This is a genomic window from Paenibacillus rhizoplanae (genome assembly GCF_042684125.1).
GTDB classification, from domain to species: domain Bacteria; phylum Bacillota; class Bacilli; order Paenibacillales; family Paenibacillaceae; genus Paenibacillus_AQ; species Paenibacillus_AQ rhizoplanae.
In genome coordinates this window covers 1-21,518 of the sequence record NZ_JBHUKY010000101.1, presented here as the reverse complement: position 1 = coordinate 21,518, position 21,518 = coordinate 1, and the positions used below count along the sequence as shown (strand labels likewise).

19 protein-coding genes and 1 pseudogene are annotated in these 21,518 nt (G+C 53.7%); 4 read left to right on the top strand and 16 right to left on the bottom strand.

The annotated features are described in order from the left end of the window. Positions 1-5: 5 nt before the first annotated feature. From ACFSX3_RS31295 to ACFSX3_RS31285, 3 genes are all read right to left on the bottom strand, one after another. Positions 6-935: an ABC transporter permease gene (locus tag ACFSX3_RS31295; protein ID WP_209994648.1), complete on the bottom strand. Its 930-nt coding sequence runs from the start codon at positions 933-935 to the stop codon at positions 6-8. A 75-nt stretch (positions 936-1,010) separates the two neighbouring features. Beyond that, entirely contained in the window at positions 1,011-2,636 is a 1,626-nt protein-coding gene (locus ACFSX3_RS31290; RefSeq protein WP_209994649.1) for a helix-turn-helix domain-containing protein, read from the bottom strand. A gap of 3 nt (positions 2,637-2,639) precedes the next feature. Next, the gene (locus ACFSX3_RS31285; RefSeq protein WP_379313731.1) at positions 2,640-4,394 is read right to left on the bottom strand and encodes a sensor histidine kinase; all 1,755 of its coding nucleotides are present in this window, start codon (positions 4,392-4,394) and stop codon (positions 2,640-2,642) included. A 262-nt stretch (positions 4,395-4,656) separates the two neighbouring features. Here ACFSX3_RS31285 and ACFSX3_RS31280 point away from each other — a divergent pair, with 262 nt between their 5' ends. Both ACFSX3_RS31280 and ACFSX3_RS31275 read left to right on the top strand, forming a co-directional pair. Then, the gene (locus ACFSX3_RS31280) at positions 4,657-5,661 is read left to right on the top strand and encodes a LacI family DNA-binding transcriptional regulator (protein WP_209994650.1); all 1,005 of its coding nucleotides are present in this window, start codon (positions 4,657-4,659) and stop codon (positions 5,659-5,661) included. Positions 5,662-5,813: 152 nt separating this feature from the next. After that, a complete protein-coding gene (locus ACFSX3_RS31275; RefSeq protein WP_209994651.1) occupies positions 5,814-6,356 on the top strand; it encodes a hypothetical protein in 543 nt (180 codons plus the stop codon). 106 nt (positions 6,357-6,462) lie between these two features. On the opposite strand, the gene ACFSX3_RS31270 is transcribed toward ACFSX3_RS31275, so the two are convergent. The 10 genes from ACFSX3_RS31270 to ACFSX3_RS31225 all read right to left on the bottom strand — a co-directional run bounded on the left by ACFSX3_RS31270 (position 6,463) and on the right by ACFSX3_RS31225 (position 15,952). Then, complete coding sequence (locus ACFSX3_RS31270; protein ID WP_209994652.1) at positions 6,463-7,803, bottom strand: LLM class flavin-dependent oxidoreductase; 1,341 nt, start codon at positions 7,801-7,803, stop codon at positions 6,463-6,465. 83 nt (positions 7,804-7,886) lie between these two features. Then, positions 7,887-8,378, bottom strand: a complete 492-nt coding sequence (locus ACFSX3_RS31265; protein ID WP_209994653.1) for a DinB family protein — start codon at positions 8,376-8,378, stop codon at positions 7,887-7,889. Between the two features lie 42 nt (positions 8,379-8,420). Then, positions 8,421-9,593: an N-methyl-L-tryptophan oxidase gene (gene solA / locus ACFSX3_RS31260; RefSeq protein ID WP_449290231.1), complete on the bottom strand. Its 1,173-nt coding sequence runs from the start codon at positions 9,591-9,593 to the stop codon at positions 8,421-8,423. Next, complete coding sequence (locus tag ACFSX3_RS31255) at positions 9,559-10,758, bottom strand: amidohydrolase (RefSeq protein ID WP_209994654.1); 1,200 nt, start codon at positions 10,756-10,758, stop codon at positions 9,559-9,561. The genes solA and ACFSX3_RS31255 overlap by 35 nt, the downstream gene beginning before the upstream one ends. Next, on the bottom strand, positions 10,758-11,780 hold the full coding sequence (locus ACFSX3_RS31250) for an LLM class flavin-dependent oxidoreductase (protein ID WP_209994655.1): 1,023 nt from the start codon (positions 11,778-11,780) through the stop codon (positions 10,758-10,760). Before ACFSX3_RS31250 ends, ACFSX3_RS31255 begins: the two co-directional genes overlap by 1 nt. A gap of 11 nt (positions 11,781-11,791) precedes the next feature. Next, complete coding sequence (locus tag ACFSX3_RS31245; RefSeq protein ID WP_209994656.1) at positions 11,792-12,544, bottom strand: amino acid ABC transporter ATP-binding protein; 753 nt, start codon at positions 12,542-12,544, stop codon at positions 11,792-11,794. After that, positions 12,541-13,251 carry an amino acid ABC transporter permease gene (locus ACFSX3_RS31240; protein WP_209994657.1) on the bottom strand — a complete coding sequence of 237 codons (711 nt, stop codon included), beginning with the start codon at positions 13,249-13,251 and terminating at the stop codon, positions 12,541-12,543. The genes ACFSX3_RS31245 and ACFSX3_RS31240 overlap by 4 nt, the downstream gene beginning before the upstream one ends. Then, positions 13,251-14,033 (bottom strand): amino acid ABC transporter permease, encoded by a 783-nt coding sequence (locus ACFSX3_RS31235; protein ID WP_209994658.1) that lies wholly within the window; start codon positions 14,031-14,033, stop codon positions 13,251-13,253. Before ACFSX3_RS31235 ends, ACFSX3_RS31240 begins: the two co-directional genes overlap by 1 nt. 34 nt (positions 14,034-14,067) lie before the next feature. Continuing rightward, positions 14,068-14,949: a transporter substrate-binding domain-containing protein gene (locus ACFSX3_RS31230; RefSeq protein ID WP_209994659.1), complete on the bottom strand. Its 882-nt coding sequence runs from the start codon at positions 14,947-14,949 to the stop codon at positions 14,068-14,070. 109 nt (positions 14,950-15,058) lie between these two features. After that, entirely contained in the window at positions 15,059-15,952 is an 894-nt protein-coding gene (locus ACFSX3_RS31225; RefSeq protein ID WP_209994660.1) for a LysR family transcriptional regulator, read from the bottom strand. Positions 15,953-16,227: 275 nt separating this feature from the next. On the opposite strand from ACFSX3_RS31225, the gene ACFSX3_RS31220 reads away from it, so the two are divergent. Continuing rightward, positions 16,228-16,767, top strand: coding sequence for a GNAT family N-acetyltransferase (locus tag ACFSX3_RS31220; protein ID WP_209994661.1), 540 nt, complete (start codon positions 16,228-16,230; stop codon positions 16,765-16,767). Positions 16,768-17,531: 764 nt separating this feature from the next. Here the strand turns inward: ACFSX3_RS31220 and ACFSX3_RS31215 are convergent. Beyond that, entirely contained in the window at positions 17,532-18,197 is a 666-nt protein-coding gene (locus tag ACFSX3_RS31215) for a vWA domain-containing protein (RefSeq protein WP_379258928.1), read from the bottom strand. Positions 18,198-18,377: 180 nt separating this feature from the next. After that, positions 18,378-18,851: pseudogene (locus ACFSX3_RS31210) on the bottom strand (TerD family protein); the annotation flags it as partial. A 144-nt stretch (positions 18,852-18,995) separates the two neighbouring features. Here ACFSX3_RS31210 and ACFSX3_RS31205 point away from each other — a divergent pair. Next, the gene (locus tag ACFSX3_RS31205; protein WP_209994663.1) at positions 18,996-20,366 is read left to right on the top strand and encodes a TerD family protein; all 1,371 of its coding nucleotides are present in this window, start codon (positions 18,996-18,998) and stop codon (positions 20,364-20,366) included. 183 nt (positions 20,367-20,549) lie between these two features. On the opposite strand, the gene ACFSX3_RS31200 is transcribed toward ACFSX3_RS31205, so the two are convergent. After that, the coding region (locus ACFSX3_RS31200) for an IS110 family transposase (protein WP_379313725.1) at positions 20,550-21,518 on the bottom strand (969 nt) is incomplete at its 5' end.

Below are 21,518 nucleotides of genomic sequence, written 5' to 3'. Positions count from 1 at the left end.
TCCTTCTAGAACAAAGCATTTTCTTTGCTGAATTTACGGACGGCCAGATTGACGGTAATGACAAGTGTAAAACCAACCACCGATTGCAGCAGCCCTGCCGAGGAGGCGAGTCCCGTATCACCGGTAACCATTAACGCCCTGTATACATAGGTATCGATAACATCCGTTGTCTCTTTGATCATGCCGGAGGCCATGGTTGCCTGATAGAACAGGCCGAAATCAGCGTTAAATATCCGGCCGATCGCCAGCAGTGTCATGATGATGATGATCGGTGCAATCAGAGGAATCGTAATTTTCGTCATTTGCTTCCAGCGTGTGGCCCCGTCAATGACGGCCGCTTCATAATATTCAGAGTCTATGCCGACAATGGCTGCCAGATAGACAACGGCCGAGTATCCCACACCCTTCCAGGTGTTAACAAGGGTCAGGATATAAGGCCAATGCTCTGCTTCCGCATACCAGTTTCTAGGATCTATCCCGAAGGGCTCCAGAATGAATTTGTTGATGAAGCCCAGCTCCGGATTGAGAAATCCATACACGATGTAGCCGACAATGACCATGGAGATGAAATTGGGCAGGATTACTGTGCTCTGAAAGAACTTGGAGGCGAGCTTATTCTTGACCTCGTTAAGGAGAAGTGCCAGCATCACAGCGAGTATCGTATTGATGATCAGGAAGCTAAGGTTGTACAGTAAGGTATTCCTGATGATCAGCCAAGCGTCGTTCGAAGCAAACAGAAACTTGAAGTTATCCAGTCCGATCCATTTGCTGCCCCAGATTCCTGCCGTATAATTCAGGTCCTTGAAGGCCAGGAAAATACCGAACATGGGCAGGTAGTTATTGATCAGCATCAGCAGCACACCAGGCAATGCCAGCACGGCCAAGGCCCTGTACTTCCATATGCTTTTCCATTTTGAGCTGGTTTCCGAAGCCATAGTTCCACACCTTCTTATTGGGTTATGGCTTCATTATAAGGAGTTGCCTGCAGCTGCTCTGCCGTTTTTGTAACCTTAGTCTATTCGTTTTGTGACCTTGCGGTATTCCTGGGGATTGACGTCGAACTGCTTGCGGAACATTTTGGTGAAATGGGAGAAATTGCTGTAGCCTACCTGCTGCGCGATCGCGCTGACCGGCATATCCGTGGTGTCCAAAAGCTCGCGGGTGCGGTCCAGCTTCACCGAAATCAGGAAATCAATCAGGTTCTGGCCGGTCTCTTTCTTGAACAGCCTGGAGAGGTAAGCCGGGTTCAAGCCCACATAATCAGCGACACTGGCCCTGGAGATCTCTTCCTCCACATGCTGCCGGATGTAGCGGATGGACCGCTCAATCATTCCGCCCTTCTCCTGCCGCTCGAATTCCGCTTCCATGACTGCCGACACGATCCCTTCCGCCCAATGCCTGTATTGAAGCAGTCCTCGTATCCGGGCGGTTGTCCAATCTGTAAACAGGGCGATGCTTCCCGCATTGATTCCTCTGACCTGCAGGAAGTGATATATAATCTGCAGGGTATCCTGATGCAGGGCGTCCAGATGTCTTCCCTGAAAGCAAGGATTGGCCTCCAGCTTCGCTGTCAGATGATGAATGAACTGCACAGCGGACTCCCGTTTGCCGTTCAGCATATAAGAGATCAGATCACCCAGCAGGATATCCTCCGAATTAGAATTAGCGGACAACATCTGGTCCTGCGGTAAGTATAAGAGCACGGATTGGGTCCGGGAAATATTGTCACGCTCCATGGTCTTTAGACTTTCACACATTCCCGGCAGCTCCTGAAGGGGTTTGAATGAACCGACATAGCAGGTTACAATGCTGTAGAACAACTCCTGGCAAGCTTGGATGAAACGTTTACCTATGGCCGTGAGCTGCTGAAGGCTAACCTTCTTAGCTGCATGTTCCCCCTCTACACCTCCGGCATACAGCAGAATGAACAGCACCCCGCTTTTATCGGTGACGGCCTCCCCCGGATGCTCTGCTGTGAAACATTCCTCCGCCGCTTTCTTCACCGCATATTCCATGATTTCCTGATCACGCGGGCTGAGCGGTTTGGACCACTCCTCAATACTGATCAGAATCGGGAGCACCTGATCATCAGGCGTTAATCCTACTCCCGCACCCGCCAGCTCCCGGTCAAAAAAATCCCCGAACGACAGGATGCTGCGGGACAGCAAATCCTGCCAGAAGCGTTCCACACGCTTCGGCTTTTCCTGTTGCCACAGATTCAGATACTTATGATACATTTGGTTGTAGGACGCATACTCTTCCTTCTCGCGGATAGCCGCCATCATTCCCGATACGGCAGACAACAGCTCATCCGTGTCAACCGGCTTCAGCAAGTAATCAAAGCTACCGAGGTTAACGGCTTTCTTGGCATAGGAGAATTCGGAATGGCAGGTCAGAAAGATCGACTCCGTCCAGGGAGAATGCTCCCTCACCCAGCCGACCAGTGAAAGTCCGTCTTCATCCGGCATCTCAATATCGCAAATCAGCAATTCTATTCTCTGATCCTTCAGCAGCTCCCTGGCCTTGTCGGCCCTGTTCGCCGTCAACACCTCTTCAATCCCATACGCCTTCCAGTCGCAGCAGTAGAGCAGCCCCTCCACAGCGAATTGTTCATCATCTACAATCAATAATCGCATCTCTCAACGTTCTCCTTCTGTATATTCAATGGGCAGGCTAAGCCGCACTCGGAATCCGGACGGCTGATTGCCGCTGAAGTGAATTCCGGCCCTCCCCGGATAGATCATTGCCAGCCTTTGCTTCACATTCCAGATCCCGATATGCCCTTCATCTGTGGCCGGGTTGTAATCCGGTGAATTCAGCTCCTGCAGCTTCTCTGCACTGCTGCCTTTTCCGTTATCCGAGATTTCAATAATCATGGTATCGGCCGCTTCTTCTGAGAGACCCGCCGAAATCTCCAGATGAAAGATCTCAGCCTTCAGACTTATGCCGTGAAGCATGGCATTTTCTACAAAGGGCTGTATGATCAAGGACGGTATGGAGGCGCGGCTAAGCTCATCGGCTACGGTGATCTGAAACTCAAACGACTGCTGATAGCGCATCTTTTGAATTTCCAGGTAATTGCGGAGATGTTCCAGCTCTTGCCCCAAAGTAATGCGGTTATCCTTGACCTGAAGCATAAAGCGGAAATACTGCACGAGATGCCGTACGGTCTTTTTGACCAATTCGAAACGCTTCAGATCGGCAAGCTGAAAAATAATATTGAGCGTGTTCAAGAAGAAGTGCGGATTAATTTGCATTTGCAAATGCTTCATTTCTGCCTTTTGCGCATTAATCCGTTCCTCATAGATATCAATTCTCAAATCTTGAATTTCCACCACCATGTTATTAAAGGCCTGATTCAGCGCCTGGAACTCCACCAGATTAGAATCGGGAAGCTTGGTTTCCATGGTGCCATTGCGGATCCGGTGGATGCCGCTCAGCAAATCCAGAATCGGGCGGATGACCATACGGCGGAAATAATATAAGTAAACCAGTAAAATGAGCAAAATAATAAAGGGCAGGACATTAATAATCGTCTGGAAGGTATTGAGTCCCTGGAGCAGCTCGGAAGCGGGGATGACCACAGACAGATTGATTCCCAGGGCGGAGGACTGGCTGGACACCACAAACCACTTCAGGCCATCATGCGTAAACGAAAAGGAAGAATTCAGATTCATCTTCTCACCCGGCAGCTTGAAGTCGTAGCCCATGGATGCCGATGTACGGGTTAAGATATTCCCTTCATTATCCACAATCAGCACATCACCGCCCGATTGCAGGTTCAGATTGCCCAGCGGTGAGCGCATAGAGTCGATTCGGATCAGAGCACCAATACAAGCGGTATGGCTCAGATTATTGCTGACGGTCCGGTTTAAATAGTACTCTCCGGCAATATTAACGATCGTCCATTTGTACTGGAGCGACTCCAGATGATCTTCATTCTGAACCTTAGCCGTGATCCAATCCCTTATCTGGTCCATATCATCCTCTGTCGTTCCCAGTACATTGGATAGTGTCAAGGTATCATTAACGCCGGAGTATAGATAAAACATGTCCACACTATGGTAATAGGCCTGGTAGGCTTGATTTCTCTGCATAATCCCCATACGGGCAAAATAATATTCAGACTCTGTCAGCCCCGGCTGATTTAATTGAAGAAAATTCACATCATGATCGACAATATCGACCAGATTAATCGTAATGTCATTGAGGCTGCTCTCCATCATCTTAAGATTGGAGTTGACCAGATTCTGATAGGATCTGGATACCTGATCGAGCACAATTCCCTTGGCATAATATCCCCCGGCAAAAAGAACAGCGAGGAGAGGTATCGTTATTGCAGCAGACAGCTGAATCAGTCGCACACCCAGCGAGTTCTTCCTGTTTTTCATCATGCATCCTTTCTACACCAGAACATAAGATAGAGTCACCGCAGGATGCTACCACGCTGGAGTAAACGTTTACTAAAATGTGTAAAGAGCAACTCTTTAAGTGTAATTTACTACGTTAACGTAAACGTTCACCTAAAAGGTATCCTGTTTATTTTTCCTTGTCAATGCTCAAATCCCCCGGAATATTAATTTCAATTGACAAAGAAAAAGCAAGGACTTATATTTTCAGTAAACGTTTACTGCTAAACGGCAGGTAGGAGAGTCCATGAAGCCCACAATTAAAGATGTTGCCCAAAAGGCGAACGTATCCATTGCCACCGTCTCACGGGTTCTGCATAACTTAGGCGGATATTCAGATCAAACGAAGCAAAAGGTAGATCAGGCCATCAAAGAGCTTAAATATCAGCCGAACGCAATCGCCCGCGGACTGATTAACAAACGCACCCAGACCATCGGCGTCTTATTTCCTGATGTGTCGAGCAGCTTCTCCTCCGATCTGCTCCACGGAATCAGCGAATACGTCCATGAGCACAATTACAGTGTGATAGTCTGTAACACCGATCAGGACGGCAAACGTACGCTGAAGTATCTGCAGCTTCTGCGCGAGAAGCAGGTTGACGGGATTATTTTTTCCAGTGAAGTGCTTAAGCAAGAGTATTATGACATGCTGGAGAGCATGAACGTTCCAGTGGTGCTGGTCTCTTCCCGAACGGATTATGCCAATGTCCCTTATGTCAAGGTCGATGATTATCAGGCGGCCTATGACGCTGTCTATTATCTGATCACCAAAGGCCACCGCAGCATCAGTATGATCAGCGGAACCAAGGGAGATCCCATCGCCGGAACTCCACGGGTCGAAGGATACCGCAAAGCGCTGGAAGCACACGGCATCGCCTTCGACAGCCGTTATCTCGTATATGGAGACTTTTCATACGACAGCGGCTGCAGAGCCATGGAAGTCTTATTACGGAGAACGCCCGAGGCTACTGCTGTCTTCGCAGCCAGTGACGAAATGGCGATTGGTGCCCTGTCGGTCGTTACGAAGCATGGAATGAATGTCCCTGAAGATATCTCCATCATGGGATACGACGATCTCCGGTTAGCCCGGATGGTCAATCCGCCATTGACTACGGTGCGCCAGCCGCTGTATGACATTGGAATGACCGCTTCCGGGAAGCTGATCGGCATGATTGAAACGGGGGAGCCTGCGGAGAGTCAAATCTGCACCCACTCCATTGTGGAAAGACAAACGGTCCGGGCAATTACGTGAACAATAAAAGGTTGTTCCTAGTGCCATAATGGCAGAAGAAACAACCTTTTTCTGTACCATGCCTTATTTTATTTTTACCATTATTTGTAACTTTCTCTAGGCATTCGCATAGATATATTCTACAACTATTTCAATGCCAAGGAGCGATTCTGTTGGAAAATCAAATGTTATCCCCGCAAGTCTGCAATGCAGAGACTATTGGCCTACCGCCGCAGTCCAATCCCAGCCCGCCAATCATCCCGATTCCCCCGACTCCCGAAACCTTGTGTACAAACACCTGGGTGTATATCTGGACAAATACCAATGTGGGGAATCTCTGGGTTTATGTTCAGCGAGTCATTCAAGGTAAACGAAACACCTTAACCGGCTGTGCCTTGTTCCAGGATTGGAGCGGCAGATTCTATTATCAGCAAATCACCGTCGACTTGGCTTATATCACGATGTATGTATGCCATTCGCCAATCTCTGACTCCCTGAGTCTTTCCCCTGACGGTGTACCCGCAGGAACATTACCATCCGGGAAATCCTTAGTCAAGCTATGCCTGTACCAGCAGTTCCCAGTAGGTAATTTCGTCTACGAACTTACCCCGTTAAATACGGAGTGTCCAACCCGACCTTGGGATGAACGAATTCTTAAAGGCTCTATTACCATCCCTTACGATCCTGCGATGCCTGAGACAGGAGAGTTCAAATAATTTTACTAGAATCGGAAACAAGTTCTTTGCCGTATATAATGCAAAGAACTTATTCCCTTTACGATCGGGCGGATTCCCCAATCTCCCAGTCTACCCGAAATAAGTTTTACAGGTGTTGCCCGGCCGGTTCAGAAGCCTTGGAATAACGGTTCTCCGGTACCGGCAGCCCAAGGTTCCCCCGCAGGGTATCACTTTCGTATTCGGTGCGGAACAGCCCGCGCTCCTGCAGAATCGGAACGACCTGATCCACGAAATCCTCCAGCCCGTCCGGTACGGCGGCGGCCAGCATGAAGCCGTCGGCAGCTCCGCCCTCGAACCAAGCCTGAAGCTGATCGGCCACCTGCTCCGGCGTACCGATGAAGCTGCTGCGCGGCGTTGCCGATTGCAGGGCGACCTGCCGCAGGGTCAGGCCCTGCTCTTTGGCATCCTTTTTGATTTTGTCCGTGCCGCTCTGGAAGCTGTTTCGGCCCAGGTCGCCGACATCCGGGAATGGCTCATCCAGCGGATACTGCGAGAAATCATGATGCTCGAAGAAACGGCCCAGATAGTTCAGCGCATTCTCTATCGTTACCAGCCCGGCAACCTCCTGGTATTTGCGTTCTGCCTCCTCCGGGGTAGCTCCCAGAATCGGTGCTATGCCCGGGAAGATCAGCACTTCCTCGGGATTGCGCCCGAATGAAGCTACCCGGGTCTTCACATCCTTATAGAACGCCTGGGCAGATTCCAGCGAGTCATGACCCGTGAAGATGGCGTCCGCCACGCTTGAAGCATAATCCTTGCCGACCTCGGAGGAGCCTGCCTGGAAAATAACCGGCTGCCCCTGCTTCGAGCGGGCGATATTCAGCGGACCCTTCACCGAGAAGAATTCTCCCTTGTGATCCAGCGTGTGCATTTTCCCCGGATCGAAGAAGACGCCCGTCTCCTTATTGCGGACAAAGGCATCGTCCTCCCAGGAATCCCACAGCCCGCGTGCCACCTCCAGATATTCGGCGGCGATGCGGTAACGCTTGCCATGGTCCGGATGCTCCTGCTTGCTGTAATTGAGCGCAGAGCCTTCGAGCGGTGAGGTTACCACATTCCAGCCGGCCCGTCCGCCGCTGATGACATCCAGTGAGCCGAATTGCCGGGCCACCGTGAACGGCTCACTGTAGGAAGTGGACAAGGTGCCTACCAGACCGATACGGCTGCTGACCGCCGCCAGTGCACTAAGAATCGTCAGCGGCTCGAAGCGGTTCAAGAAATGAGGAATGGATTTCTCATTAATGAACAGACCATCTGCAATGAAGATCAGATCCAGCTTACCTTCCTCCGCCTTGTGTACCCATTCCTTGTATAACTCAAAATTCACACTGGCATCAGGCTTCGCATCGGGATGACGCCACATAGAGGTGCTTCCCCCCACGCCGTGCAGCAGTGCTCCCAGCTTCAATTGTCTCGGTGTAGTCATGTTCATTCCTCCTCAAGATGGTTGGTGTATTACCGTTCGCTTGCGGCCGTTCAGAGCAGCCTTATAGCAGGTTTACAGCCAGTTCATAGTGCTGCTTGCTGCGTAGATACACCCGCCTCCGCTCCACGCTTGATCCGTTCAATCTGGGCCAGATGGTTCTGCACATGGGCGGTGAAGCCGTGGACGATATCGGCAATTCGCACACTCTCTCCCTTAGGGTTAATCCCGCTTTTCTCCCATTCTGCATCGCTCAATCTTCCCAGCAGGAGACTGTTGTAATGCAGCAGGCTGCGGAACAGCTCCAGGATGTCTGCGGACTTCCCCTGATTACTATGCTGTCCGCTGACCCACGCATCCTGCTGGAACGCCGGGAGCTGAACCTTCGTATCCGCCAGAATGTCACGGATGCGGAAGGATACCACGATGCTGTGATCCGCCAGGTGCGCCAGCACCTCGGTTACGCTCCAGCTTGACGGCTCCGCCTTCCACTTCAGCTGCTCATCGGATAAGCCTTCCAGCGCCTGCACTAATTGCCCGTGCGTATTCAAGTACTCCGTTAGCTCCACACTGCTCATTCGATCTCCTCCAATGTAAGTTTCGGTTGCGGCTGGCCAAGCCTACTCAGGCCTTTTATTGAAGCGTGACAACGCAAACGGAGCAATATTCTGCCTGGTATGTCCCTGCACAGCCAGATCCGCAAGGATCTCTCCGACCACGCTGGAGAATTTGAAGCCATGTCCAGAGAAGCCTCCGGCCAGCAGCACGTGGCGGTAATCCGGGTGGCGGTCAATAATGAAATCTTCATCCGGCGTATGCTCATACTTACAGACGGAGCCCTTCAGCAGCCGCCCGGCTGCTCCCGGCATATAAGCTTCCAGCACGCGGCGGAGGTCGCCTTCGTCACTCTCCAGGCTGCCGAACGGTGCCAGCGGTTCACCGGGCTTCCATTCCTCGCCTGTGTCATGGCGGCCGATCTTCAGCCCTGCACCGCCGATACTTGGGAAGCCGTAGAACCCGCCTTCCTCTGAACCGAGCGTGAAGCCGGGGAACTTCCCGGCATCGAAGTCCGGCGTACTCCCAAACCAGCCTACTACCTTGCGGACCGCCTTAATCGACAGGCTGATGAAGGGTGACAATGAACTGAACCAGGCACCGGCGCTGAGAACAGCCGCCGCTCCATGATAATCGCCATGCTTCGTGTGAACGGTGACACTCCCTTCGCGGTCGGTCACATGCAGTACGGGTGTATTCGTCAGCATCTCCGCACCGTGAGCCAGCGCAAGCTTACGGTAAGCTGTTATGCACCGCTCACTGTAGAGGTAACCGGCATCCGGCTCATACATCGCTTCGAAGGATTCCGGAAGCTTCAGCGCGGGCCAGCGGAGGCGGATCTCCTCCGCATCCAATTGCTCGGCCCGAACCTTCCGCTTGTGCGCTTCCGCCAGGCGGCCGGAGAAGGAATAGACGCCGCTGTCTGCCAGATTGAGCACGCCCGAAGGGACAAGCAGCTCCAGGCCGCTCTCCGCTTCGACTTCTTCCCACAGCACCTGGGCACGGAGCGCCAGGTCAATATAGGCCGGGTCACCGCTGTAGGCATGCCGGATCAGCCGGGTATCCCCGTGATGGCTTCCTTCGGTATGCGGCGGATCGAAGGCATCGATCAGCAGCGTCTTCACGCCGCGCCGGGCCAGATGATAGCCCGTGCTCATCCCCATTGAGCCTGCGCCGACAATAATCACATCAAATACGGGAGGGTCAGCGATGATCCGCACCCCCTTCAGCGAAGAGATGCTCAAGTACACGTACCGCCAGACCGCTGAAGAACCCGGCGCCTACAGGCAGCGCCGCTTCGTCCAGATCGAACGCCGGGTGATGCCATTCCTGTCTCCCCGCCGTGCCGGTGAAGACAAACAAACCGGGAACCTCCTGCTGGTAGAAGGCGAAATCCTCCCCGGCCGGTGAGGGCACCGGCTTCACGGAGGTATACCCCAGATTCGCAGCCGTTTCTTCTCCCAGCCGGGCCAGCAGCGGATCATTGATGACCGGCGGAGGTCCGCCAATCCAGCGCACGCTAGCCTCGGTCCCCAAGGCGGCTGCAACACCAAATACCACTTCTTCGAACCGTCTCAGCACCCTGGCGCGTACCGCTTCATCGAATGAACGGATCGTCCCTTCCAGCACCGCCGTCTCCGGGATGATATTCCACGAGTTCCCGCTGTGAATCTGCGTAACACTGATGACAGCACTGCTCAGGCTGCTCACATTGCGGCTGACGATGGATTGCAGCGCCGTTACGATATGCGAGGCCGCCACGATAGGATCTATCCCGGCTTCCGGCACCGCCGCATGGGTTCCGAAGCCGCGGATCCCCACTCTGAATCCGTCAGCGGCTGCCATCAGCGGGCCATCCTTAATGCCGATGGTCCCTACCGGCAGATCGGGCTTATTGTGCATCCCGATGACGGCGCGGACCTTCTCCAGCCCTCCGGCAGCGATAATCTGCTGCGCGCCTTGCGCCTTCTCCTCGGCAGGCTGGAACAAGAAGCGGACCGTTCCCTTGAGGCTGTCCTCCTGCTCCTTCAACTGATAGACCGCCCCAAGCAGCGCCGCCGTATGGAAGTCATGCCCGCAGGCATGGCTTCTGCCGGGAGCCTGCGAAGCATAAGGCAGTCCAGTCTCTTCCTGAATCGGCAGAGCATCAATGTCAGCCCGCAGGGCAATCACCGGACCGCCCTGCAAGCCGCCGATCTCGGCAATCACTCCGGTCTTCAGCCCGTAATCCACTATCTTCACCTCTGCCTGCTTGAGCAGTGAGGTGATATATCTTGTAGTTTCAACTTCTTCATTGGAGAGTTCAGGATGCCGGTGCAGATGACGGCGGATCGCAACCAGCCGCTCCTTGAACGATAACGCCTGTACTTCCTGTGCCGCAGATTCCGTGGCTGAATTTGTCATTAGCGGGATGCCTCCGCCGGCACTTCAGCCAGTGCCTCGCTGAGCAGCTCGAAGGAACGCTGCCGCTTGCCGAAGGGCTGCACATTCGTCGTGACGATGAACTCCTCCACCCCGGAGGCTTCGGCTAATGCCAGCAGCTGTTCACGGACGCTCTCCTTCGTTCCCTTGGTAATCTCAGGCTCCCGCTCCTCCAGCGTGTAGGATTCTTCACTCTGGCGGGTGAACTTCTCCGCCTGTTCCCGGCTGCCCAGCGTCAGCGTCTTGCCGCTGGCGAAGCGGATACGGATCAGCTTCTGCGCTCCCGCAAGCTCCCCGGCCTCCTCCTCCGTATCCGCCACGATTACAGCCAGCGCGATAATGACCAGCGGCTCCTTCCCGCCGCTCGTGTTGAAGGCGCTGCGGTACGTCCGCACCGCGTCCAGGGCAACGGCCTGATCGCCGCCGATGAACAAAGAGAATACATACGGCAGTCCCAGTTCTGCCGCAATCCCTGCGCTGGCGACACTGGCGCCAAGCACATACAGCTGCGGCGGCGTTGCTGGCAGCGGGCCTGCCTTCAGCCCGGTGAGCGGATGATCCGCCTCCAGCCGGTTATGGACATACTGGTCCAGCTCCACAATCTTGTCCGTCAGTGAAGAGGCTTCGCCGCCTCCCTGCTGCAAGGCCTGTGTGCTGCGCGGCAATCCGCCAGGAGCGCGGCCGACGCCAAGATCCACCCGTCCCGGTGCCAGCGAAGCCAGCACATTGAAGTTCTCTGCCACCTTATAAGGGCTATAATGCTGAAGCATAATCCCACCGGAGCCGATACGGATACGTTCCGTCTTGGCCAGCAGGTGCGAGATGAGTACCTCGGGGGAAGATCCGGCCACCTGCTCGGAATCATGATGCTCGGATACCCAGAACCGGCGGAAGCCCAGCCGCTCAGATAGCTGCGCCAGCTCGATCGTATGCTGAAAAGCCTCTTCCGGCATCTCCCCGGGATAGATCGGGCTTTGGTCCAATACGCTGATTGTAATTGCCATAGATACGCCTCCTAGATCGAATAGTTCAGCTCCGGCGTGATCCGCTTCAGGAACTGCTTCGTGCGTTCTTCGCGTGGATGGTTGAATACCTCACTCGGGGTCCCTTCCTCGACAATCACCCCGCCATCCATGAATACCACATGGTTCGCCACATCGCGGGCGAAGCCCATTTCATGCGTCACCACAATCATCGTGATCCCTTCCTTGGCGATTTTGCGGATCACCTCAAGCACTTCGCCCACCAGCTCCGGGTCCAGTGCCGAGGTAGGCTCATCGAAGAGAATGACCTCCGGCTCCAGGGCGAGTGCTCTGGCAATCCCGACCCGCTGCTGCTGGCCGCCGGAGAGCTGGCTCGGATAGGCATCCAGCTTGGCGCCGAGTCCGACCTTTTCCAGCAGGGCAACACTCTTCTCCCTGGCCCCTTCCTTCGGGAGCTTCTTGACGATCAGCAGACCCTCCATCACGTTCTCGAGCGCTGTTTTGTGCCGGAACAGATTATACTGCTGGAAGACCATCGCCGTCTTTTGCCGCAGCTGGTGAATATCCTTCTTGCGGGCATGGCGGCAGTCCAGCTTGAACTCACCGATCGAGATTTCCCCGCCGCTGGGCTTCTCCAGATAATTCACGCAGCGCAGCAGAGTCGTTTTGCCGGAACCGCTGGGGCCGAGAATGACGACTACTTCCCCTTTGGATACCTTGAGATCAATATTGTTCAGCACCTGATGGCGCCCGAAGGACTTCGATATACGCTCCAGCTTAATCATGCGACTCCCCCCCGGTTATACAGATTTATCCGTTTCTCGATCAAGGCGGTGGCCCGTTCAATGAGGAAGGTCAACCCCCAGAAGATCAGCGCCGCCGCTAAGTAAGCCTCGAAGAATTTCCAGTTCGTTGAAGCCACAATCTGCGCCTGGGCATTGATATCCACGACCGACACGGTAAAAGCCAGCGTAGACCCGTGCATCATCCCGATCACCGAATTCGACAGGTTGGGCAGGCTCGCCGCCAGCGCCTGGGGGAACACAATCCGCCGGAGCGCCTGGGGCGTACTCATCCCTATGGAATGCGCAGCTTCAATCTGACCGCGGTCCACCGCCAGCAGGCCGGAACGGACCACTTCGGACATATACGCCCCAGCCGTGATCGAGAAAGCGATATAGGCGAAGCCGATCATCGGAATGGATACCGAGCGGAAGCTCCAGCCGAACTGTACGGCAAGCCCGTCGATGATCATCGGCAGCCCGAAATAAATCAGCAGCAGATGGGTCAGCATCGGGGTGCCGCGGATGAAGGTGACATACCCCACCGCCAGCGGATACAGCCCGGGTGTTCTATATATGCGGATCAGCGCTACCACAATGCCTATTACGAATCCTGCCAATACCGAGACTACCGTGATATACAGCGTCGTAGGGATAGCACTCAGAATTTGCACGAACGCCGTCCAGATAAATGATGGGTCCAGCTTCATTACGCGCCGCCTCCTTTGCCTGATCCTAGTTCTGCGACGATAGTGCGGAAGGACGATTTTTTGTGCAGAGTGAACCTCTTCTTCACCGGGCTGCCCTGGTCTTCATGCCGCAGTAACCGGCGTTCCGCCACCAGCAGCAGCTTCTCCACGCATAAGCTGATTACGAGATAGATAAGTGCAAGGGCAATATAGGTTTCGATAAAATGCTGAGTCGCGCTGCCCAGTGTCTGTGCCTTGCCCGTCATCTCCATTACTCCCAGCGTGAACGCCAGCGAGGTATCCTTCAGCAGCGCAATGACCAGGTTCGAGAATACGGGAATCGCAATTCCCAACGCCTGCGGCAATACGATCCGGGTAAAAGCCTGATAAGAGGTCATTCCCGTGGCGTACGCTGCTTCCACCTGACCTTTATCGACTGCCGTTACCGCTGCGCGGATCATCTCCGACATGAAAGCTCCCGTATGCAGACCGTAAGTCAGAATCACGAAGACCAGCACCGGCGTCCGCGTCATATCGAGATTGACCAGCTTCAGCACCTCAGGCAGACCGTAATAGAACAGGAATAATTGGATCAGTATCGGCGTCCCCCGAAAAAAAGAAATGTACACCTCCGCGCAGGTCTTCAGGACCGGCACCTTATACAGGCGGGGAAGGGCAATGATAAATCCAACCACCATCCCTGCCAGCAGCGAACAGGCTACGATCAGCAGCGTGGTGCTCAGCGTAGTCAGCAGCTTGGGCAGGAACGAGAACACAAAACCTAAATCAAACGGCGCACCCATCCTGCACCTCCTTTCCGCTGTAGGGGTCTACGCATTATTGAACCGATGAGGTGGTGACGTCTGCCCCCAGCCACTCTGTGCTTATTTTGCCAAGCGTACCGTCTGTCTTAAGCTCCTTGACCACTCCGTCAATGGCATCCGACAGCTTCTGCGACGGGGCATCCTCCTTGCGGAACACATACAGAATGTCAGCGGAAGACAGCTCAGGACCGACTGCCTGCAGCTTGCTCTGCGGATCAATAATCGGCAGTACGAAATCCGCAGCCAGCGTGGCATCCACACGGCCCGAGTCAACCTGGCTCACCGTATCGTTGGCCGCACCGTTCTGATAGACAATTTTGATCGAATCCGCGCCATGCTCCTTGTTGTAATTCTCGAGGATTTGCGCTTGTGCGCTGGTTGCGCCCGTCAGCACCTTCTTGCCTTTCAGATCATCCAGCGTCTGGATCGAATCATTACCCTTGGCCACAATAATGCGGTTTCTCCAGTGGGCATAGGCTTCCTTGTTGAAGGTATACTTCAGCTCCCGCTCCGGGTTCTTCTCCATGACATGGGCCACTAAGTCAATCTTCTTCGTCTCCAGACTCAGCAACAGATTGCTGAAATCCATCGTCTGGAATTCAAATTCATATTCCGGCAGACGCTGGTCAATTTCCTTCAGCAGCTCTACGTCGAACCCGGTCAGCTTGCCGTTCTCATCAATGAAGCAGACATTTGGAAAAGCGGTGCCCGTGCCGACCACAATCTTGGTCACCTCAGCCGGTTCTGCGGCTGCAGTTGTTGTCTCCGCACTGCTCTGCGGTGCTGCTTCTGCTACTTTCCCGCCATTGCCGCTGTTCGCGCCGTTATTGTTGCCGCATCCGGCAATCACCAAGGTTAATGCCAGTGCTGATGCGAATGAAATGGTCTTCTTCATCTCTCTATCCCCTTTCAATTTAGATAATTCCCATATGTTTAGTGGTGATTATATGCAGTTAACTTTATCACTGCATGTTGCCATGCGCTAATAGAGATTTTTAATACAGTTATACAAGAAGTCGATTCAGCTTGCCCGGGGTTCCCAGCTCCAGCAGGGCTTCAATGAATTCCCCATTCTCTCCGTTCAGGGAGATCAGGCTGGTTCGCAGGGAGATCCCTTCCGTCTCGGCGATATCTACCCGGATCAGCGTTCCTGCCCCCACTTCCTCCTGCACACTCAGGGCTGGAAGGAAACAGATCCCCGCTTGCTTCAGCACCAGCTTCTTGGCAGTCTCCAGATTATCCACCTGATACACAATGCCCGGCGGCTGCTCCATGCTCTCAAACACACGGTGCAGGCGCATCCAGTCCAGCGAGCCGCATTCGAAGAATACCAGTGTCTCGTCAGAGATCTCCTCGATGGAAGCACGGCCCTTGCGGGCCAGCGGATGACCGGCGTAGACATACAGCGAGATGGGATCTTCACAGAAGGGAAACGACTGGATGGCCGGATTAACCACCTTGCGGATAAAAGCGAGATCAATCTCCTTCGCCTTCAGCTTCTCAATCAATAGTTCGGTGGAAGCCGTGGTCAGCTTGATGCGGATGTGGGGATACCGCTGCTTCAAATGCAGCAGGAGATGCGGCATCAGATAATTGGAGACCGAGACCGTACTGCCGATTCTCAGTTCCCCCGGGATTTGACCTTTGGATTGCAGCTGATGTTTGCCGTTCTGATAGACTTGCAGAATCTGCTGCGCGTAAGGGAGGAACTGACGGCCTTTATCCGTCAGGTTAATCTGTTTGCCCAATCGGTCGAATACCTTGCAGTCCAGCTCCCGTTCAAGCGACTGGATGCGGGCCGTTACTGTCGGCTGCGAGATGTAGAGTACATCTGCCGCTTTGTTGAAGCTGCCGTAGTGGTTGATGTAGACAAAGGCCTCAATATTCTCAATGTTCAAGCGTAGTCCCCCTCCACATTTTATAATTTACTATTCCAATCGACTAACAATGAATTAGGACCGCACTTCCCTATAGAATTTGTTTATATCTTAGTCACCGGCCCTTTTTTTGTCAACAGACTTATCCTCTAATATACAGCCAATACCATTACATGGATCACAATTGCAGATAGAACTTTTCTATCCGTTAATCGAAATTGTCAAATTCCTCTTATACTCATCGGATTTATGGATTATAATGAGCGGCATACCCATTTCCGAACAGGAGGCGCCAGATGAACATTTCCGCAGAGATTGTAATCCGTGAAGCCGCAGACGCAGACCGTGAAGCCATTGCCGGAGTATTACTCGAAGCCTACAGCGAATATTCAGCCGTGCTGCCCGCGTCTTCGTGGGCGGATTACCGCGACTCCATTCTCGATTCCGTCCACGGCGATGCACCGGTCTCCCGGATTGTAGCCGAACTGGATGGACAAATTGTAGGGAGCGTGCTGCTGTTCACCTCTTCCGAGGCCGCTTACGGCAGGCCCGAGCTGAGCATCCATACGCCGATCATCCGTCTGCTCGCTGTCTCTCCGGCAGTCCAGGGACGCGGGGTCGCCAGGCTTCTGATCCATGAAGCCGCAGGAAGATCCATCGCGCTTGGGGCAGCCAGCTTAAACCTTCACACTTCAGATATGATGGCGTCTGCGGTCAGGCTGTATGAAGGCTTAGGCTTCAAGCGGGCTTATGAGACAGATCTGAAGAACGGGGATACTCTGGTCAAAGGCTACTGCCTGGCGCTGCCGGTCTCCGCTAGTCTTCAGACGAAATGAACTCCGCAGCCCTTTGTTTTTGAGCAGGATCAACGTAAACACTTGGATGGACGCTGCGCGAACGGACCGATGTTCCAATCGCTGTGGTCTCCAGATTTTTTTATTCCCCTTAGCGGTGAAAATCCGGAGACCAAGGCGAACGCATTCGCTTTTCCACATTCGTTCCGTCCTCTCCGCTTTTTGAGCGGGATACGAACCCCCTTTTTTCAACAATCACAAAAAAGAAACCGCCTTTTTGGTCAAATATTGGCCAAATACAAAAAGCAATGATTCTCCAATTAACGGGAGAACCACTGCTTTTTTAACGTTTGAAGCTTTTGAGAAATTTGAGAACCTTCCGGCGAGCCGCCCTAAAGCCCCGCTTCGGCCGCGAGCTTTTGCAAAATCCTGCCCAAAATACAACATTCCCCTCAACATCCCAGCCAGAATCCAACATTGTTGCATAAAAGGCAGGATATCTTCCCCCTACGGACTGCTTAGCAGCACAATTCCTGCATTTCCTGCAACATTCCTCCCTACACCCGGGTAACAAGGAATCCAAGCTGCAAAAAGTGCAACATTCATGTCTATATACTGCGAACGTAAGCACAATAGATAGGGTTGAACGTGAACATACTACGCAAAAATTACTGGTTAAATCAAGAAATCTCAGATGGACAGCAGCCGGAGGGCCCAACAATCCCCGGTGTCTCGTCAATACCCAGACTATTGTCTTCCCTCCATTCCCTTCCTACCATTTCCTCACTGCCCTCTTCTCCCTGCCGCTACAGAATCCGCTTCGCCTTCGCAGCCTTCAGCCACTGCGGGAACTCATTCAACAGCTGGTCATACAGCTCCTCGTCGGAGACATCCTCAATCCGGTCCAGATGGATGAAGCTTGCGTTATCCACCAGTCTGCCGCTCATCGTGTCCAGTTGCTTCAGCACCTCGAAGTCGGAGTCACCGATGCCCACAAACTGCCAGAAGATCGGAAGGGAAGAGGCTGCCATGATGACTTTGCGGGTCGGCTTCACTACGCCGCCGTCATTGATGAAGATAATGAACACAGGGGTCGTGTCCGGCTCCTCCTTGGTGTATTTTCCGATGACATCCTCCATGACCGGCGGTTCGTTATTACGGCCGAATTTATGGATCGAATCGTTATTCATGATATGAGTGACGACATAGCTGCCAAGCTCCTGTTCCGTAACCGGCGGCAATCTGCTGAATTCTGTATCATAGACCCACACATCCAATGAGCCGTTGTCATCGAACTTGCTGGCGACAGCGAGAATACGTTCTACCACTTCCTGGACAACGCCTCTGGCATACAGGCTTCTCATGGAGCCGGTAATGTCCAGCACGATCCCCACTCGGGCTGTTACATCCGTTAACTGTTTTTTGATGAGGGTAAGCTCTACTATTTTTTTGCGTAAGTCGATAGAAGACAGCACATTAACCGGTGCGCTGTCTTCCGCCTGCGGCCGGGCAGGCTCTACACGTTCCACCCTCTCCGCCACTTCTGCCGTTGCTGCCACCTCACTCCCGGTCTCTTCCTCAACCTCAAGCCCGTAGCTCTTGCAGAGTGCAGCCAGTCCTCCGTTATACCCGCTGCCGATTGCGCTGAACTTCCACTCTCCCTGATGGCGGTACAGCTCCCCGGCTACGACAGCTGTCTCCTCTGACAGATCCGCCCCATACTCGAAGCGGTACAACTCTTCCCCAGTCCTGCGGTCTGTCAACGTTAGCTGCAAGCCGGACAGATCCTTCATCCGCTGGTTGCGCTGCTCGCCCTCATGTATCGTCAGGGTTACCGCAATGCGGGCATAATGCTGAGGTATTTTCGATAACGAAATGGACAGGCTCGCCCCGTTCTCCCCCTCCGCAGAATGAGCTACTCCCCCCTCCCTCGACACCGGATTCCCGTAAAATATAAAATCCTCATCCCGTTCACACCGGTTCTGATCCGACAACAGAAAGGCTGCCGCATCGACGCCCACTCCGCTATGCTGCGTGTTCCAGCGGAGCTGAATGGATATCTCGTGAGCCTCTCTTCCTTTGGTGATATCTGCCTTTTGACCCTTTGACAGCTGCAAGTCTCTCATCTCCTCTTCATAGCAGTCTAATCCAGAAGTTCATAGATAAGGTATACCCTATTGAGGCAGCCTTGCACAACCTGAACAGATTGTATTTCCAGCTTTGCTCCTTTAATATGAAAGGTATTAGATGATAGATAGGGGCTTTACCTGATGAATTTCACTGCGATAGATTTTGAGACTGCCAATTCCGGCCGCTCCAGCGCCTGTGCCCTGGGGCTTGTTCAGGTCCGCGATGGTATCGTTACAGCAGAACACAACTGGCTGATTGACCCGCAGCAACCGTTCGACGGGATGAATATTGCCATTCATGGCATTACGCCCTCAATGGTCAGAGGCCAGCCTACCTTCGCTGAGTTGTGGCCCACGGTAGAGCCGCTGCTGCAAGGCGAGATTGTGATCGCGCATAATGCCGCCTTCGATATGAGTGTGCTGCGGTACTGCCTGGACGACTACTCTCTCTGCTATCCCGGCTTTCAATATTTATGTACCTACCTGCTCGGCAAAAAAATGCTCCAGGACCTCCCCTCCCATAAGCTGAATGTCATCTCGGCGCATTTCGGCATCCGGCTGAAGCACCATGATGCCCTGGAGGATGCCAGAGCTTCGGCACTGATTCTCCTGAAATTGATGGAGCAGTGGCAGCAGTTCGATCCGCTGCTGTTAGCCGGCAGCCAGGGCTACAGGGCCGGGACGATGTATGACGGCGGGTATACGCCGTTCAAGGCAGCACCCAAGAAGACCGCGAAAAAGCCGGCTGCCGGGAAGAAGGCAGCAGCTAAGCCCACAGTTGCTGCAAGCCCGGGATTGCCGGTTAGCGGAACGGTAACTGAACAGGCACAAGTTGAAGCGCCAGCAGCTTCACTTGACCAGCTTCCGGCCGCAGCACCGCCAGCCGCCGGTGCTGCGGCTGTCCCCATACTGGTTCGCGGCCAGCGCGTGGATATCGGTGACAAGCTCAGCGCCACCAGACTCCTTGCCGCTGTGGAGTGGGACGCTCCGGCTTCGCACCCGGCAGCGGTCCAGCCGGAGACCGCCGCCTTCCTGCTCCGGGAGAGCGGACGCTGTGAGCAGGAGCGGGAGCTTATCTTCTCTGGGAATATGGAAGACCCTAGCGGCTCCGTCTTCTGCTCTAAGCCCTCTGCGCACATGGGACATCTGTATCTTCAGCTGACCAGCCTGCCGGCAGCCATCACGCGGATTGCGATGGCCTTCACGGTTGCGGAGTTCAGCGGTGACCGGAATCCGGGCCCGGTCTGGAACGCTTCTGTATCACTGATTGATTCCCGGACGGGAGTCAGGCTGGCTGTATTCCCCTTCGGCCGGAGTGTTATGCCAGGCATGTCCGTTGTTATCGGAGAGTTCTACCGCTATAAGGACAGATGGAGATTCGCTGCTGTCGGAGAGTGGCTGCCGGGCGGCCTTTCCGCCCTAGGCAGCCATTACGGTCTGGAAGCGGGCAGCACCACGAAGGCACAGGAGGAGTCCGCAGCTTCAGCGGAGGCTGAAGGTCCAGAGCATTAGCGCCTAACGGGTGAATGATGCTGATGTCCGCCTGAACATCTAGCTCATGCAACTTCGCCGGTGCCTATTGTGTTCGGTTTAATACGAAAATAAAAGTATCGGAAAATGCGCCGCAGACTGGATTTTGACAAAAAAAGACCCACCGCCCCAAAAAAACGTTTCGTTTTTTTGAAAAAGGGGAGACTATTGGATAGGATTTAATTGCACGCTATATCCTAACTGCTGGATATATTTCACATACCTATCCAACGGGTTTTTCTTGGACGTCTCATCGCCTAGTGAGACGTCTATTTCTTGGTATGACCTTTTCTCCCGCATCAGGGCATGGAGGATTCGAATCAGTAAATGCGCGGTGGCGACGTTTGCTTTTTTATCTCCCCGTCTCTTACGAATTCGTCGAAAGAATTGGCCGATCCGGTTCGATGAGCGAGAGTTCGCCCAAGCCGCCTGGCACAAGGCCCCTTTCAGATGCTTGTTCCCTTGCATCGTTTTTGACTTTTTTCGCTTTCCAGCGCTTTCGTTGTTACCCGGACACACCCCCGCCCATGAAGCAAACTGCGCATCACTCGGGAACATTTCCGCGACATGCGGCCCCACTTCTGCAAAGATGGTCACGGCAGACGTCCGCTCAATTCCTGGAATGGAGTCAATTTGTTCGATCATCTCCAGGTACGGTTCTGCCTTCGCCTCGATTCGAGCTTCCAGTTCAGTGATCCGTTTCTCCAAATAGACCAAGTGGTCCCAGTGGTCTCGAATCATCTCGCGATGATGACGGCGCAACTTGCCATTGAGCGCGTCTAGCAACTGCGGAACTTTCTTTTTTAAACGGGTTTTGACCAGGTTTTTAACGGTCACTTCGTCTACGACCTCGCCGTCCATGATCTTCTGGAGCAGGCCCCGTCCTGAAACCCCATATAAATCGGACATAAAGGTGGTTAGCTTGATGTTGGCATCCTGCAGGATTTTGTGGATGCGGTTTTTCTCCGCCGTCACCGCCTGCACCATCTTACTCCGGTAACGGGTCAAGTCTCGCAAATCCCGGATGTCTTGTTCTGGCACCATACTGCCTTCAATGAGCCCGCAACGGTGCAATTGCGCTAACCAGCGCGCGTCTTGGATGTCACTTTTTCGACCCGGCATATTCTTTACCCG